The organism is Vibrio sp. TRT 29B02 (assembly GCF_050113655.1).
In the GTDB taxonomy this organism is placed as follows: Bacteria; Pseudomonadota; Gammaproteobacteria; order Enterobacterales; family Vibrionaceae; genus Vibrio.
On sequence record NZ_JBNJOJ010000005.1, the window covers coordinates 53,664 to 68,489 of the forward strand.

Consider the following 14,826-nt stretch of genomic DNA (forward strand, 5'->3'; position numbering starts at 1 on the left):
ACTATCCTTCTGAGATAACAGTTTTAAAGGCTTCGACCAGCGGAGCTGGTGTCAGTGTGTGTGGCACTTTGGTAATCAATGTACCATCTGGTTTTAGGAAATAGAAATAAGAGCTGTGATCGAGTGTGTATTTCAACTGCGAGTTTTCTAACTCGGTCTTGCGAAAAATAACGCCATATTTATGGGCAAGCGGTGTTGTTACTTCAAGTGGCGCAGATACCCCCTCGATCATCGGGTGGAAATATTGTGCGTACTTGTAAGAATCAGAGGCGGCATCACGCTCCGGATCAAGGGAAATAAATATTGGCCGAAACTGATTTTTCACCTCGTCATCGACTTGGTTTAACGCCCCCGCTAACATGGCAAGCGAAGTTGGACAAACGTCAGGACAGCGAGTGAAGCCAAAGTAAACAACGCGTATACGTGAATCCTGGCTGTCGAACAGGTCAACAGGCTGATTATCTTTTCCAAATAACACCACCTTCGAATCAGACTGTTCTACTGACGCTGATTTAGGCTGTTGATCAAGGTAGCTTTTTAGCCCAAAACCGAGCACAAATGCGACGACTAAAATTAACGACCAATTACGACTCATCGTTCCATCCTTATTGAAGTTTTTATTGATTCTTTGCTATCGCTGACCGTACCATACCAAGTCATTGCCTCGGTTGTGCAAACAGGCAGGATTATCTGACCAGAAAAGCCACCTTGTGGGGTTTTATCCAGCTTGAAGACCACGGTTCCCATGTCCATTTCATACCCTTGCAGGGACAAGAGAAGATATTCACTGTCGGATTGCGGCCAAGTAACATCGATTTGGGTTGGGACTAATGGCTGACTGGTATCTTTGTCGACATATATCGCCACTTCGTTATGTTGGCAGCTGTTGGTTGTTAGCAAACAGTATTGATCAAGAGAAATTGATTGTTTAGTCGATTGGAACCAAGAAATTAGGTCACTGGCAAAGAACCCGCCACCAAGAGCGGCAATGATTAGCAGTAACTTTGCAATGGTAGGCATGATGTCCATCTCTAGGATTTATAGCGAGTGCAATGCTAGCACATAACGCCATAAATCTATGAGATAACGAGTAAAAATGTGCTCATTATCAAGCCTAGCGAGCTTGACTGTTCTTGATACCATAGATGGCGTGATCGAGAATACGTGATCCAATTTTTTCCTGATTAGTCAGGATTCCTTCTAACGTCATTCCGACCCTTTCAGCCACCTGCCGACTGGCTTGGTTATCTACTGCGGCAGAAAGTTGTACTTTCTCTAGCTGTAGTTGCTCAAACGCATATGTAATCAGGAATGTGACGACTCGAGTCATGATTCCTTTGCCTTGATGGTACTGAGATAGCCAATAGCCAACTTCAGCACATAGCGTATCGGAATTGATGCTGTTGAAACTGCAGTTTCCAACCAGTTCTCCCCGATAGAAAATCGCACAAGTCATAGATTTTCCATCTGCATACTCGTGCAACGCTCGTTGCACAAATAGGCGAAAATCTTGCTCACTATTGCAGTGCTGAGGCCATGCCAACCATTGTGACAGATAGTCTATCTGTTCTTGAATCAAAGATGTGTACTGTGGTGCGAACGATTCTTGGACAAGGGCGATGGAAATATCGTCATCGACTTTTTGGCTAAACATAGTGTCTCATTTGCATATTTGTTTCGGTCTAAACTAACAGACTTAAAAGGTGATTGCTATATGATCAGTTTGTAAATTAACGCCATTTCTAGCACGAAAATAGTGCACTACGTTGCACAAGTCACAAATCTGTTAATAACCTTTCATAAATTGTGGTTAGAGTGTCGTTCTATAGTTTACCCTCGTACGATAAAAATTATTAATAATCAGTTTAAGTGTTCGAATGAAATTGCCCAAGGAAGACGTAAATGTTGATTTACGTCGAGTGTTGTTTGAAATCGCTTATGCACTGGACGCGGTTGGAGTAGACGATATTTATCATGGCCACAGGGTCGCCTACATTGCTTATCGATGTGCGCAGCGACTGGGGTGGAGTGAAGAGAGAGCACAAACCGTGTTTTCTCTTGGCTTGATCCATGATTGCGGAGTATCTGAAAAGGCGGAATGTACAGAGCTACTGCAAAACTTTGTTCCGCTAAGTACAGAGAGTCATTGTGTTAAAGGCTATGAGTTGTTACATGCTTGTCGCCATCTTTCTGATCTCGCGATCCCCATTCTCTACCATCATACATGGTGGAAAGATTTGGCTCGGCTTGACGTTGTTAGCGAAGAAAACAAGCAGTATGCAGCGCTGGTTTTTCTCTCGGATCGTCTCGACTATCTGCACGGGCCAGAATCACTCGACGCATTCGGCAACATTACCAATGAAGGAAAACAAACGATACTCTGTGAGTTAAAGGCGAATTCGGGAACCATGTTTGAACCGAATCAGGTCGAGAAGATGAGCGATCTGATAGCGTGTGATGACTTTTGGTTTTCTATGGAAGCCAGATACATAGAGAATCTATCTAACACTTTCTCGCAAATGCCTCTGTTTTCCAGTGATATTGGTCTGGAAGGTTCGATTGAAGTTGCAGAGCTGTTTGCACAGATTGTTGATGCGAAGAGTTCGTTCACCTATCAGCATTCGTTACACGTAGCCCAGTTGACCGAGTTTATGGCTCGAAAATTGGGGTACTCCAACCAAACTAGTCGAACGCTTTATCTCGCTGGTCTGATTCACGATATTGGCAAGCTTAAAACGCCAAGCTCTATCTTGCATAAACCGAGTGCACTGACTGATGAGGAGTATGCGTGTATTAAGCGCCATGCTACGGACTCTAGGCATGCGTTACAAAGTATGTTTACTAACTCGAAAGTGATTCAGTGGGCCTCTAACCACCATGAGAGACTTGATGGGTCAGGTTATCCTCTAGGACTGACAGCCGAAAGCTTAGATGGCCCTAGCCGACTGGTTGCGGTTGCAGACGTTTTTCAAGCGCTCACTCAGTCGAGACCCTATCGAGCAGGTTTGCCGCTGGAGAATGCAATCAGCATTATTGGTGACTTAGTTGATAAAGGAAAGTTAGATAAGCAAGTGTTTGGCTGCTTGGTCGCAAACTCCGTAGAGTGTTACCGAATCTCAATTGGGCAGTCTTACGATGAGCCAGCGGTCGCATAGCCGCTGGCACAGATGAAATTACTGCTTGTTGATAAAGGCTTTGAAGCGAGCTTGAGTCTCCGCGTCGGCCTTGCTGTACCAAAAATGGAGCATCTCTTCAGCGGTATTGTCTCCAACTTGAACGTTGTTCTGATCCAGTTTAGCTGGAAGAGTGACGGCAACCACTGCGGTAGTTGAAACTGCCGCAACTCCGCCTCTTCGGTTGTAATCCGCCAGTTCAATTTGATGGTTGCGCCCAATCTGCATACCATCTTTCACCAGTTTGTCTTGCTTCATTTCGATCGCTTGCCCACTGGTATCGATCAATGCCCATTCAAGGTTACGAATTTGCTTCGCGCCGTCGTGCTCGTTGCGATATTTAGGTAAGTCAAACTCGAGCTGAGTATCACTTGCGGTAAAGGTACCAATGATGGGATCGCTTTCTAGAATGATGCGGTCTTTGCCTTGATCGAAATAGGGCTGGTACTTGAACAAAATTTGGTTTTCACCATCGGGTAGGGTCAGGGTCTTGGTAGCCGAAAAAATACTGCCAGAGACATCGGGTTTACTGTCGTTAACCACCAAAACATCAATGGTGTCTGGAATAGCGATTGTGACATCCGCAGCAGCAGTTGCGCTGATACCTAGCGTTACAGCGGCAAGTAGTGTGGTTCTAATTTTCATTTTTGTTTCCTAGTAAACAGGCATTTATTGTTTAAGAGAGTGCCTAGCTCATTCAATGATTTCAATAAACAAATGTGAGAAGTTTGAAAAATTCATCAAAGCGTAACGTCACTTATATGAGTGCGCGTTGCGAGTGATAAATTTGAGCTATGTTTCACGGTAACTGGTGTTTTGTTTCCGCTATACTCAATGAAGTGTTCAATGAATCAGGAGGATGATGCTGTGGCATATACAAATATGTTAGACAACAGACTAGTGTTGTCGTCATGGTATAACATTGACTACACCCTATCTTTACTCAATAAAGAGTCAACGTTTCGTTAATTCCCTCAGGTGCGCTCGCGCCTAATTAAATACATCTTAACTAAACTCATTCGCGACATGACATCGCGAATCGAACAGATCTATCTTAAGGAAATTCACAATGAAACGTATCCCAGAACCTTTCCGTATCAAAATGGTTGAACCGATCAAAATGACGACATATGACGATCGTGTTAAAGCGTTGAACGAAGCAGGATTAAATCCATTTTTGCTTAGAAGTGATGATGTCTATATCGACCTGTTAACCGACTCTGGAACCGGTGCCATGAGTGATAATCAGTGGGCCGGTCTCATGATGGGGGACGAATCGTATGCTGGTAGCCGTAACTACTACAATCTTTGTGCCGCTGTGGAACATTTCTTTGGCTATAAGCTTACCGTTCCTGCCCACCAAGGGCGTGGTGCTGAACAGATTCTATTTCCGGCGCTGATCGAACGTATGAAAGCCGTACGTGGCGGTAAAGATCCGGTTTTTATCTCTAATTATCACTTTGATACAACGGCGGGTCATATCGAGTTGAACGGTGGCAAGGCAATCAACGTGGTTGATAAACATGCCTTTGACACCACTACGCCATATGATTGGAAAGGTAACTTTGATCTCGAAAAGCTCCAATCCACTATTGCTGAATATGGCGCTGAAAACATCTGTGCCATCATCACTACGGTTACGTGCAACAGCTCGGGTGGTCAACCTGTTTCGATGGCAAACATGCGTGCTGTCTATGAGATTGCGGCAAAGAATGATATTCCAGTGGTGATCGATTCCGCACGCTACTGTGAGAATGCTTATTTTATAAAGCAACGAGAAGTGGGATATCAAGATAAGTCGATGTTAGAAATCATTCGCGAAATGTACCAGTACGGCGACATGCTGACGATGTCTGCGAAAAAAGATCCAATGGTGAATATCGGTGGTCTGTGTTGTATCCGAGATCATGAAGAGTTGTTTCAGGCCGTGCGTACCCGCTGTGTTCCAATGGAAGGGTTCGTTACTTATGGCGGTATGGCGGGACGTGATATGGAGGCCTTAGCTCGTGGTCTGTATGAAGGTGCTGATGAGGACTATCTTCACTATCGTATCAGTCAAGTCGCCTATTTGGGTGAACGACTAAGAGAGGCAGGTATCCCAATCCAGTATCCAACGGGTGGACATGCAGTCTTTGTCGACGCTGCGAAGATTCTTCCACATATCCCAGCCGATGAGTTTCCAGCTCAGGTACTGTGTAATGCTTTATATCTAGAAGCCGGAATTCGAGCTGTCGAGATTGGTTCATTATTGTTAGGTCGTGATCCTGCTACTGGGGAACAGAAAGCATCGGAGCTCGAGCTAATGCGTTTGACGATTCCGCGCCGCGTCTACACCAACGATCATATGGATTACATTGCGGATGCGATTATCGAGTTAAAAGAGCGTGCACATGAGCTAAAAGGGCTTACTTTTGAATATGAACCGCCCGTTCTGCGTCATTTCACGGCGCGGTTTAAGTCGAAATAATCCGTAAATTCTTGCAAATTTTGCTACTAAATAACTGCCGTACTCGTTGAGTGCGGCAGTTTTATGTATCTCTTTGTTGTTGATAAATAGATTTATAGTCTGAAAATTATCTAATAGATCTATCACTATAATACTTAATGCTAACTGTTGGTTTTTGGGACAATGTCTTCTTTGCGATGCAATAACCTGATAACAAATTGTTAATTTCTGACTTTCACTCGAAAGTCATAGTTATCGTCATACCTAAATAACGGAAGTTTCTTAAATACTTGTCGGGATGTTCTCTGTTTTGTGGGGAGCAGATTGAACTCTAATTTTAGAGTCGACAAACAAGGAATGAGAGAAATAGGTATGAATCGTATAACTTTGTGTGCCGCGAGTATCGTATTGGCGATGTCGGGCATAGCAGTGGCGGCGCCTGCAGTGCCGATAGTGGATAAAAATGGTTCGAATGATCTTCAGTTTTCGAAAATTCAATTAGCAATGGAAACCACTTCTGGCTATGACCAGATGGTCCAATATAGCGAACTGGTCGACATCGCTATTCAGTTTAACCAGTGGAGTAGCAGTGTTACTGGTGACACGTATAAGATCTACTTTGATGGTCAGCAAGTCGCGACTGGCCCGATTAATGGCGCACAAACCGTTGCTAGCTTCACCTATAGCCAAGCTGGTCGTTACCAGCTTACCGTTGAAGCATGTGACGCTACAGTCTGTAGCACCAGTGACCCCGCAGAGATCGTTATTGCTGATACTGATGGCGCTCATTTAGCGCCGTTGCAGATGAACATTGATGCCAATAACAAGTCTTATAATACCGACCCTAATACCGTCGTCGGTACTTACTTTGTAGAGTGGGGTATTTATGGTCGAGACTTCACCGTAGATAATATTCCAGCGGATAACCTTACTCACATTCTTTACGGATTTATCCCAATTTGTGGCCCGAATGAGTCACTGAAAGCGGTAGGCGGAAATAGTTTCCAAGCGCTTACCACCGCTTGTCAGGGAATGTCTGACTATGAAGTTGTCATTCACGACCCATGGGCTGCTTATCAGAAAAGCTTCACTCAGGCAGGCCATGAGTACAGTACGCCAATCAAGGGCAACTACGGTATGTTAATGGCGCTTAAACAGCGTAATCCAGATCTTAAAATCATACCTTCAATTGGTGGTTGGACACTTTCCGACCCATTTTTCGACTTTACCACCAAAGCCAATCGAGACACTTTTGTCGCCTCCGTAAAACGATTCCTGAAAACATGGAAGTTCTATGATGGCGTTGATATTGACTGGGAATTCCCAGGTGGTGGCGGTGCCGCTGCGGATTTAGGGGACCCAGTTAATGATGGCCCTGCTTACATCGCTTTGATGCAGGAACTGCGCGTTATGCTTGATGATCTGGAAGCGGAGACTGGACGCACTTATGAACTGACATCTGCGATTGGTGTTGGCTACGATAAGATTGAAGATGTCGATTATGGCAATGCAATTCAATACATGGATTACATCTTTGCCATGACCTATGACTTCTATGGTGGTTGGAACAATGTTCCAGGACATCAGACGGCGCTTTACTGTGGCACATTTATGCGCCCGGGCCAGTGTGATGGTAGCGGTGTTGATGAGAATGGTGAAGCATACAAAGGTCCGGCATACACGGCAGACAATGGTATTCAGGCTCTGTTGGCGCAGGGTGTTCCAGCGAACAAACTTGTGCTGGGTGCGGCGATGTATGGCCGTGGCTGGGACGGTGTGACTCCGGATACCTTGTCCGATCCAACTGACCCAATGACAGGTACAGGTAGTGGTCCTCTAACAGGCACCACTGCTCAAGGTGTCTGGGAAGCGGGTGTGATTGATTACAAAGGCATTAAGTCTTACATGCTGGGTGCGGATAATACAGGCATTAATGGCTTCCAGTATGGTTATGATGATCAAGCACAAGCACCGTGGGTATGGAACCCAAGTACTGGCAAATTAATTACTTTTGATGATTCGCGTTCTGTGATTGCTAAAGGTAACTACGTACGTCAACTTGGTCTTGCTGGTCTTTTCTCTTGGGAACTGGATGCAGATAATGGTGATATCTTAAACGCAATGCATGAGGGTCTGGCTGACGGTAGTGTAACGCCTGATAATCGCAATCCAATTGCTCGCGCCGGAGCGGATGTTACGGTTGTTGGCCCTGCAAGTGTGACACTTGATGGCAGTGCTTCTAGTGATAGTGATGGCAGCATCGTTAGTTACCAGTGGACACAGACGGCGGGTACGTCTGTCAGCCTGAGCGGAGCGGCCTCAGCTTTAGCAAGCTTCGATGTTGTTGAAGTCACTCAAGCGGAAACACTTTCATTCCAATTGAGCGTTACTGACAACGAGGGTGCGGTCGCCACTGATACCGTCAATGTCACTGTTAATCCAGCCGATCAGCCAGTTGAAAACCACGCTCCTGTAGTAGAAGTTTCGGCACCTGCTAATGCAAGTCAGGGTGATGTGGTGCAAATCACCGCCTCAGCAACAGATGCAGATAACGATCCTCTTACTTACAGCTGGCAAATCCCGGCGGGTCTCGAGGCGACGATCAACGGAGCGTCTGTGAGTTTTGTTGCGCCAGAGTATAACCAGGACACTTCATTGATATTCACTGTGTCGGTTAGTGATGGCCAGGCTACGACGGCGGCATCAAGTACGGTTGTTGTCGCTGCCTCAACGGGCACTGGTGGTCAGTGTGACAACTTGTGGGATGCCACCATTCCTTATCCAAACTCAGGTACTCAGGTAGTATGGGAAGGTTATGTATGGGAAAACAAATGGTATGCAAACATTGGAGAGAACCCATTGAACTCCGGACAATGGGGAGTGTGGAAACAAGTCGGTATCGCTGACTGCTCTGCACAATAACTTAGATCAATAGTTATTTAAATGAAAAGCCATTCGGTTCCGAATGGCTTTTAATGTTGTAAATTTAGCCAAAACAACTAACTAGTTGACGGCTCTCACTTTACCTTGCTTCAGATTGTTAAGAACTTCCGATTTCGGACCGTCTGCAATGATACAGCCTTTTTCCATCACAATGACGCGGTCAACCACATCGAGCATCGACGTCTTGTGGGTAATTAAAATCAAGGTTTCACTCGCCTTAAGTTGGGCTAGTTGCTGCTTAATGTGCATTTCTGAGCGGTTATCCATCGCACTGGTAGGCTCATCCATCAGCAATACTGGAGGACGACCGAGCAGTGAACGGGCAATGGCGACTGCCTGACGTTGACCGCCAGATAGCAACATACCCCCTTCACCGACTTGTCTCTCTAAACCGGCAGGGTCCTGCTGAGTAAACACGGTAACACCAGCACGGTTCGCTGCATCGAGAACATCACGGTCATCGGCGAGTGGACGGCCAAGCGTAATGTTGTCGCGGATACTGCCATAGAACAATTGACTGTCTTGCGGCACGCAGCCAATGTTACGGCGAATATCAATATGGTGCAGTTGATCAATATCGGTGTCATCGATACGTACATGACCTTCGGTCGGCTTGTAAAGCCCCATGATCAATCGCTCTAGCGTGGTCTTTCCGGAACCTATTCGACCAATAACGGCGACTTTTTCACCTGGGTTGATGGTCAAACTTAAATCACGGATAGAGGCTATCGGTGAATCTGGATAGTGGAACGTCACCTTATCCAGTTCAATCTTGCCATGCACAATCGGGCGGTGGATGTAGCGTTTGCCTTCTTCCTGCTCATCTGGCATCGACATCACCTGCTCAATGATGGTCATTGACGATTTTGCTTGGTTGTAGCGAGTCGATAGCAGAGACAGTTGAACCATAGGACCAATTGCTCGGCCACTGAGCATGGTCGCCGCGATTAGGCCACCCATTGTAAGGTCTCCTTCTGCGATCAAGTAAACACCCAGTATAATCATCCCGACGTTAGAAGCTTGCTGAACGAAGCCTGCGGTATTTTGAATCCCATCTGTGATTCTGCGGCTCTTAATGTTCCAGTTCGCCATGTGAGCCACTGCTTCTTCCCAGCGGAACTGGAACTGGCTTTGTGCACCAAACAGTTTGACCGTTTCTAGGCCAGACAAGCTCTCAATCAGGTTGGCATACTTCTGCGACGCCAAGCGTGAACCCTCTTCGATGGTGTGTCGAAGCGGACCTTGGATCAGTAGTGAGTAAATAACCAGAATTAATACACCGACGATAGGCACGATCACCAAGTTACCTGCCATCAGCCAGATCAAGATCAGGAACAGAATCGCGAAAGGCAGGTCAATCAAAGAGCCTATAGTCGCCGAAGTAAAGAACTCACGAATCGATTCAAACTCCTGCAAATGTCGGGCGAAGGCACCGACAGAAGCCGGACGAGCTTCCATTCGAATTCCCATTACCTTGCTGAACAGTTTCGAGGAGATCAGTATGTCGGATTTCTTACCGGCTACATCAATAAAGTAGCTGCGCAGTAACTTGAGGGTTAAGTCAAACAAGAAGATGACAAAGATACCGCTGGCCAAAACCCACAGGGTTTCAAACGCTAGGTTAGGCACGACTTTGTCGTAGACCAAACGAGTAAACATTGGCGCGGCGATGGCGAATAAGTTGATCAGAATCGAGGCGATAAGTACATCGCGATAGATCTTTTTCGATTGCCAGATCGTTCCCCAAAACCAGTGCCCTTCACGCGTCTTGAGTACTTCAGGGGAGCGTTCGTCATAGCGGAACTGCTTTTTGACCAGAAAGTAGCGTCCTATGTAGAGCTCTTCCAGTTCCTTGAGTGGAATCGAAATGGGTACCAAGCCTGACGCTCCGGTTACGATTTCGGCTTCACTCCTATCGTCATTGATGCTGTTCAATACACAAGCATCGCCACTTTTGAGTATCAACACCACCGGTAGGACTAATTGAGATATGTCGGTCAATGCCGATCGGTTTTCTTTCGCCACTAAGCCTGCGCGTTCAGCGGAACGCGGGAAAAGAAAAGGGGTTAGCTTACCGTCTGAAAGCGGTAAGCCATTGATGAGTGCCTCTGGAGAGTTTGCTAAACCGTAGTATCGACTGACGTAGATAAGCGAGTTTAATAGCGGATCCTGCATGCTATACCTTTATATTGTTATTTATCTACGATAAAGCCTTGGAAGACTTCAATAAAGTGTTCTGATAAGAAATCCAGCTGCGTCTGAGTTTCGACACGCGATGCAATCGTCTTAATGCCCAAGTTATGGGCGGTTCTAGAGATCGAAGTCAGAGTGAACTTCTGTTTCTCATCATCAAGGTGATGCGTGTACAAGTAATCAAGCTTCACATAAGCTGGACGGAATTCATTGATGTAATCCAATGATTGGAAATTACGTCCATAGTTGTCAACACCAAAATCTGCGCCAGCAGCACGGACGGCATTACAGAATAGCGCCGTATGGTGCGGAGAGTTGATAAAGCAGTTTTCTGGAATCTCAAAGTGCAGTAATGACGCGATTGAATTGTGCTTGTTAAGCAGTTGCGTTACCCAGCGAATAAAGCTTGGTTGTGAAATGCTGCTCTGTGCAATGTTGATGGCAATCGGCTCTTCAAACTCTCCAGATTCAAGTCTTTTGACAATAGATTCGATAACGTACTCATCGAACAGATGACTGGCGTTAAGCTGTTCAAGAGCGAAAAGGTATTGGTTTGCACTGTATCGCTCGCCATCTTTCTCAATCGCAGAGAACACTTCTCGGTGGTAAGCCTTACCCCAGCTGTCATTAGCTGCCTGGAAGCGGAAACTGAACCAATCGTTGCTGATGGCCTCTTCCACCAAGTTTTTCCACTGCTGTTTACCCATCAGCCCTTCACTGCGTTCGCCTGTGACGTAACCATAGCTCAGCTCTGGATTTGATTTTGCATTGGCCAGAGCGTTGTCGAGCATGGTTAACAATTCAGACGAGCTGGTGGAGGCTTTGTTGTAAACAACACCTAACGCCAAGTTAGACGTAGCCATACCAGTTGGGTCGGCATTTATATCTTGGACATAAGTAACGATACTTTCTGCGATGAGTTTGAGATCGGGTTCTTCGGTATTCGGTAAGATGAAACCAAACTCTTCCGTAGAGATACGCGCGAGTGTCACGTTTGGTGACGAGAGAGAAACTTTAAGATGATCGGCTAACTCACGAACCATGCCATCACCTGCTTCGTAGCCTTTGTCATCATACAATTCGCGGATAAAACTCGCTTCTAAAATCGCCACACCACCAATACCGCCTTCACCAATCCAAGAATTAAGTTGGCTCATGTAGTATGCGCGGTTACCCAGTTGTGAAACAGGGTCGATATAGGCGCGTTCACGCAGTTGTTGTGCTTCTTTTGCTTGAGCTTGGAACGACTTTTCAAGTTGTGCCGACATGCTGTTGATACCATCGACAACATAGATGAGATCTTGGGTTGCAGGTCTTGGTAGCGGCTCGCCAAACTGGTTTTTAGCAACCTGTTCCATCTTATTGACGATAAGTTGAAGAGGGCGCAGCGCACGCTTGAGGATGAATGAGATAGAGAACAAGCCAATGAGCATGATGATACAGAATGCAATCACTAGACGCTCAAATGCAAGCCATAGCTGGGTGTAGGCTTCCCCAGGGTGACTCACAATCTCAACTTCGGCAAGTTGCATCCAACCACTGGTCACGACCCGACGATCATGGATCTTCTCAAACAAGTTAAGGTTAGTGAACCACTTAGGCACATTGTTTGGTTTGATCGGATATGAACGGAGTATTTCATCGCCAGTGTCTAGGAAGATCAGGCGAACAATCGAATAGCTACTGCCATCGAAAAGCGCATTGATTACTGATTCAACGGCCACTTGGTCCTTGTCTTCCAAATAGGGCGCTAAAGCCAACCCCACGGTATTGATGGTGTTGTTCACCTCAGAGCGTTGTTGTTGAATGAGGTTACTTCGTGTTGTGTTGAATTCGATGATAAACACCGAAATCAATAACATCAAAATCACCGCAATCATGCCCGCGACAAGTTGTTTATATAACGTCATATTGCCTACTCATCATAGTTAACTATGGGTTTATTAAGTTTGAGCGATTTCTCGCGAGCACGTAGGTCATTCCATAGGCTTAACCTCGATGATTCCCCCGCGAGTTGTCCGTTTTTCGACTTCATTAACCACAAGTTCTTACCGTTAAAACTGTAGATAGGTAACAGATCTCGTCGCGTTGAAGCTGGTTTTATTTCTGGGTTGATATTGTCTAACAGTATGGGCTCTGCACTTGGCTTTGAGTAGTAGGCGAGCACCATATGGAATTGATTCAGTTCGATAGCTTTTACGTACACTAAGCGTAATTTTTTGTCGGAAACGCCAAGTTCTAGCAGGGAGAAATATTTAGCGATGGTAAAGTCTTCACAATCCCCCGCATTACTGCCAAGAAATTCGAGGGGTGTTGCCCAATAATCATTTTGTCCCCACAAGTTAATGTCATTGACAAAATTGAGTTGGTTGAAGAAATTGTTGACCTTAGTCAGTTTCTGACGCTCAGACAGCGATTTGTATTGAGACATCTCTTTGCGCCATGTCTCAACGCGTCTCCCTGCGCGCTCGCCGTAAGTTTTACGCACAGCATCAATCCAACGTTGCTCTTGAGTGTTAAGAGCAAACGAGGTGGTTGATGCCAGCAAAAGTAGTGTAACTACTAATGCTGACTTCAATATGAAGCGAGCTTTCAAGCGTGCATCCCTACGTAATTGACCATACATCTATTCCTTTAGCGCGTTGTTTTGGGCGCTGAGTATCGGCTTGAGCAGATATTCAAGGATGGTGCGTTTACCAGTAATAATGTCTACCGAAGCCGTCATACCAGGTATGATTGGCAAGGTGTTATCTTTGTCAAGACTGGTTTCTTTAGTACGAATACGAACCAGATAAAAGCTGTTGCCCTCTTCATCAGTGGTGGTATCTGCACTGATGTGTTCCAAGGTGCCTTCTAGACCACCGTATTTAGTGAAATCATACGCACTAAACTTAACGATGGTGTGTAACTCTGGACGTAGAAACGCAATATCTTGGGGAGCAATCTTTGCTTCAACCAGCAAGGTATCTTCACTCGGGACAATTTCAACAATATCCATACCTGGTTGAATAACGCCACCGACAGTATTGACGTTGAGTGTTTTTACTGTACCCGTGACAGGTGAGGTCACGACTGTACGGTTTACTCTATCTTCAAGTCCAACCGTTGACTCCGTCATCGACGATAACTTGTCTTGCGCTTGGTTGAGTTTTTCTTGTTGCTCAGAGCGGAACTTCTGCGCAGCGTCGATGCGGCTCAACATCGCTTCTCGAATCGCTGATTTAAGCACCGGCATTTTTAGCTCACTTGAAGTTAACTCACGTTGAGTATCGTTGACTTGGCGTTGAAGCTTGAGCAACTCAATACGCGGTACAACCCCTTCATCCGCGAGAGGCTGGGTAATTTCCAGCTCTTTTTTTGCAAAGCGGTAGCTTTCACGCAGGTTTACAATTCGTGCCTGAATTTCAACCAGATCCTGTTGTTTCTGCTTTACCTGTTGGTCAATCAGTGAGATTTGGTTACGAAGATTATTAAGATCTTGGCGATATTCAGCGCGCTGACGTGCAACCAAGTCTGGTTGCAGTTCACTTAAAGTGGGTGGGAAAGCAAGTTTATTAAAATTCAATTGGACGTTTTTTTGCCAATTATTTTCGTTGAACTCCTCATCGATATCGACACTGGTGATCGAGGCTGAAAGTTGCAGAACGCTTGCGGTTAAGTTGGCAACCTGTTGCTCTCGTTCACGGTAGTCTGAGCGGAATCGAGTATCATCGATAAGCAGTAGCTGCTGACCTTTCTCAACCGTTTGTCCTTCGCGAACCAAGATCTCTTTTACCAGACCTCCTTCAAGGTTTTGTACGACCTGAACCTGGGATGATGGCACAACTTTGCCTTGACCGACGGTCACTTTATCGATCTCTGCCCATGATGCCCATAGAATGGCAAACACGAAAAAGACCACCATTACCCACAGCATGATGCGAGCGCTGCTTGGCGTATTTAGCAATAGAGCGGCTGTTTTATCGTCAACGTAATCCAGCTCGTCAGGAGTAAGCTTGTTGTAACTGCTCTTACTCATTGGTGATCCTTGTAAAATGGTGTTATTTAATTGATTTTATTATTCATTGCCTA

11 protein-coding genes are annotated in these 14,826 nt (G+C 45.7%); 3 read left to right on the forward strand and 8 right to left on the reverse strand.

Features of this window, described 5'->3' with window-relative positions; all coding sequences use genetic code 11:
- Position 1: 1 nt before the first annotated feature.
- The 3 genes from ACQEXT_RS04610 to ACQEXT_RS04620 form a co-directional block, all read right to left on the reverse strand.
- Positions 2 to 595, reverse strand: coding sequence for an SCO family protein (locus ACQEXT_RS04610; protein WP_426950822.1), 594 nt, complete (start codon positions 593 to 595; stop codon positions 2 to 4).
- Positions 592 to 1,020: a hypothetical protein gene (locus ACQEXT_RS04615; protein ID WP_138970866.1), complete on the reverse strand. Its 429-nt coding sequence runs from the start codon at positions 1,018 to 1,020 to the stop codon at positions 592 to 594. The genes ACQEXT_RS04610 and ACQEXT_RS04615 overlap by 4 nt, the downstream gene beginning before the upstream one ends.
- Before the next feature lie 94 nt (positions 1,021 to 1,114).
- Positions 1,115 to 1,654: a GNAT family N-acetyltransferase gene (locus ACQEXT_RS04620; protein WP_426950823.1), complete on the reverse strand. Its 540-nt coding sequence runs from the start codon at positions 1,652 to 1,654 to the stop codon at positions 1,115 to 1,117.
- Between the two features lie 223 nt (positions 1,655 to 1,877).
- Here ACQEXT_RS04620 and ACQEXT_RS04625 point away from each other — a divergent pair, with 223 nt between their 5' ends.
- Positions 1,878 to 3,155, forward strand: coding sequence for an HD-GYP domain-containing protein (locus ACQEXT_RS04625; protein WP_426950824.1), 1,278 nt, complete (start codon positions 1,878 to 1,880; stop codon positions 3,153 to 3,155).
- Positions 3,156 to 3,173: 18 nt separating this feature from the next.
- Here the strand turns inward: ACQEXT_RS04625 and ACQEXT_RS04630 are convergent, their stop codons facing one another.
- The gene (locus ACQEXT_RS04630; protein WP_426950825.1) at positions 3,174 to 3,818 is read right to left on the reverse strand and encodes a DUF2057 family protein; all 645 of its coding nucleotides are present in this window, start codon (positions 3,816 to 3,818) and stop codon (positions 3,174 to 3,176) included.
- Between the two features lie 424 nt (positions 3,819 to 4,242).
- On the opposite strand from ACQEXT_RS04630, the gene ACQEXT_RS04635 reads away from it, so the two are divergent.
- A complete protein-coding gene (locus ACQEXT_RS04635; RefSeq protein WP_426950826.1) occupies positions 4,243 to 5,640 on the forward strand; it encodes a tryptophanase in 1,398 nt (465 codons plus the stop codon).
- A gap of 351 nt (positions 5,641 to 5,991) precedes the next feature.
- Positions 5,992 to 8,541, forward strand: a complete 2,550-nt coding sequence (locus ACQEXT_RS04640; protein WP_426950827.1) for a glycosyl hydrolase family 18 protein — start codon at positions 5,992 to 5,994, stop codon at positions 8,539 to 8,541.
- An 81-nt stretch (positions 8,542 to 8,622) separates the two neighbouring features.
- Here the strand turns inward: ACQEXT_RS04640 and ACQEXT_RS04645 are convergent, their stop codons facing one another.
- From ACQEXT_RS04645 to ACQEXT_RS04660, 4 genes are read right to left on the reverse strand one after another with little or no spacing between them, the layout of a single operon-like run.
- On the reverse strand, positions 8,623 to 10,737 hold the full coding sequence (locus ACQEXT_RS04645) for a type I secretion system permease/ATPase (protein ID WP_426950828.1): 2,115 nt from the start codon (positions 10,735 to 10,737) through the stop codon (positions 8,623 to 8,625).
- A 17-nt stretch (positions 10,738 to 10,754) separates the two neighbouring features.
- Positions 10,755 to 12,665 carry a bifunctional diguanylate cyclase/phosphodiesterase gene (locus ACQEXT_RS04650; protein WP_138970872.1) on the reverse strand — a complete coding sequence of 637 codons (1,911 nt, stop codon included), beginning with the start codon at positions 12,663 to 12,665 and terminating at the stop codon, positions 10,755 to 10,757.
- Positions 12,666 to 12,670: 5 nt separating this feature from the next.
- Positions 12,671 to 13,381, reverse strand: coding sequence for a transglutaminase-like cysteine peptidase (locus tag ACQEXT_RS04655; RefSeq protein WP_426950829.1), 711 nt, complete (start codon positions 13,379 to 13,381; stop codon positions 12,671 to 12,673).
- Positions 13,382 to 14,773: an HlyD family type I secretion periplasmic adaptor subunit gene (locus ACQEXT_RS04660; RefSeq protein ID WP_138970873.1), complete on the reverse strand. Its 1,392-nt coding sequence runs from the start codon at positions 14,771 to 14,773 to the stop codon at positions 13,382 to 13,384.
- Between the last annotated feature and the right edge of the window lie 53 nt (positions 14,774 to 14,826).

Bases quoted from the DNA above. Each gene is read 5' to 3' on its own strand.
- ACQEXT_RS04610 (WP_426950822.1), bottom strand. From the start codon at position 595: ATGAGTCGTAATTGGTCGTTAATTTTAGTCGTCGCATTTGTGCTCGGT.
- ACQEXT_RS04615 (WP_138970866.1), bottom strand. From the start codon at position 1,020: ATGCCTACCATTGCAAAGTTACTGCTAATCATTGCCGCTCTTGGTGGC.
- ACQEXT_RS04620 (WP_426950823.1), bottom strand. From the start codon at position 1,654: ATGTTTAGCCAAAAAGTCGATGACGATATTTCCATCGCCCTTGTCCAA.
- ACQEXT_RS04625 (WP_426950824.1), top strand. From the start codon at position 1,878: ATGAAATTGCCCAAGGAAGACGTAAATGTTGATTTACGTCGAGTGTTG.
- ACQEXT_RS04630 (WP_426950825.1), bottom strand. From the start codon at position 3,818: ATGAAAATTAGAACCACACTACTTGCCGCTGTAACGCTAGGTATCAGC.
- ACQEXT_RS04635 (WP_426950826.1), top strand. From the start codon at position 4,243: ATGAAACGTATCCCAGAACCTTTCCGTATCAAAATGGTTGAACCGATC.
- ACQEXT_RS04640 (WP_426950827.1), top strand. From the start codon at position 5,992: ATGAATCGTATAACTTTGTGTGCCGCGAGTATCGTATTGGCGATGTCG.
- ACQEXT_RS04645 (WP_426950828.1), bottom strand. From the start codon at position 10,737: ATGCAGGATCCGCTATTAAACTCGCTTATCTACGTCAGTCGATACTAC.
- ACQEXT_RS04650 (WP_138970872.1), bottom strand. From the start codon at position 12,665: ATGACGTTATATAAACAACTTGTCGCGGGCATGATTGCGGTGATTTTG.
- ACQEXT_RS04655 (WP_426950829.1), bottom strand. From the start codon at position 13,381: ATGTATGGTCAATTACGTAGGGATGCACGCTTGAAAGCTCGCTTCATA.
- ACQEXT_RS04660 (WP_138970873.1), bottom strand. From the start codon at position 14,773: ATGAGTAAGAGCAGTTACAACAAGCTTACTCCTGACGAGCTGGATTAC.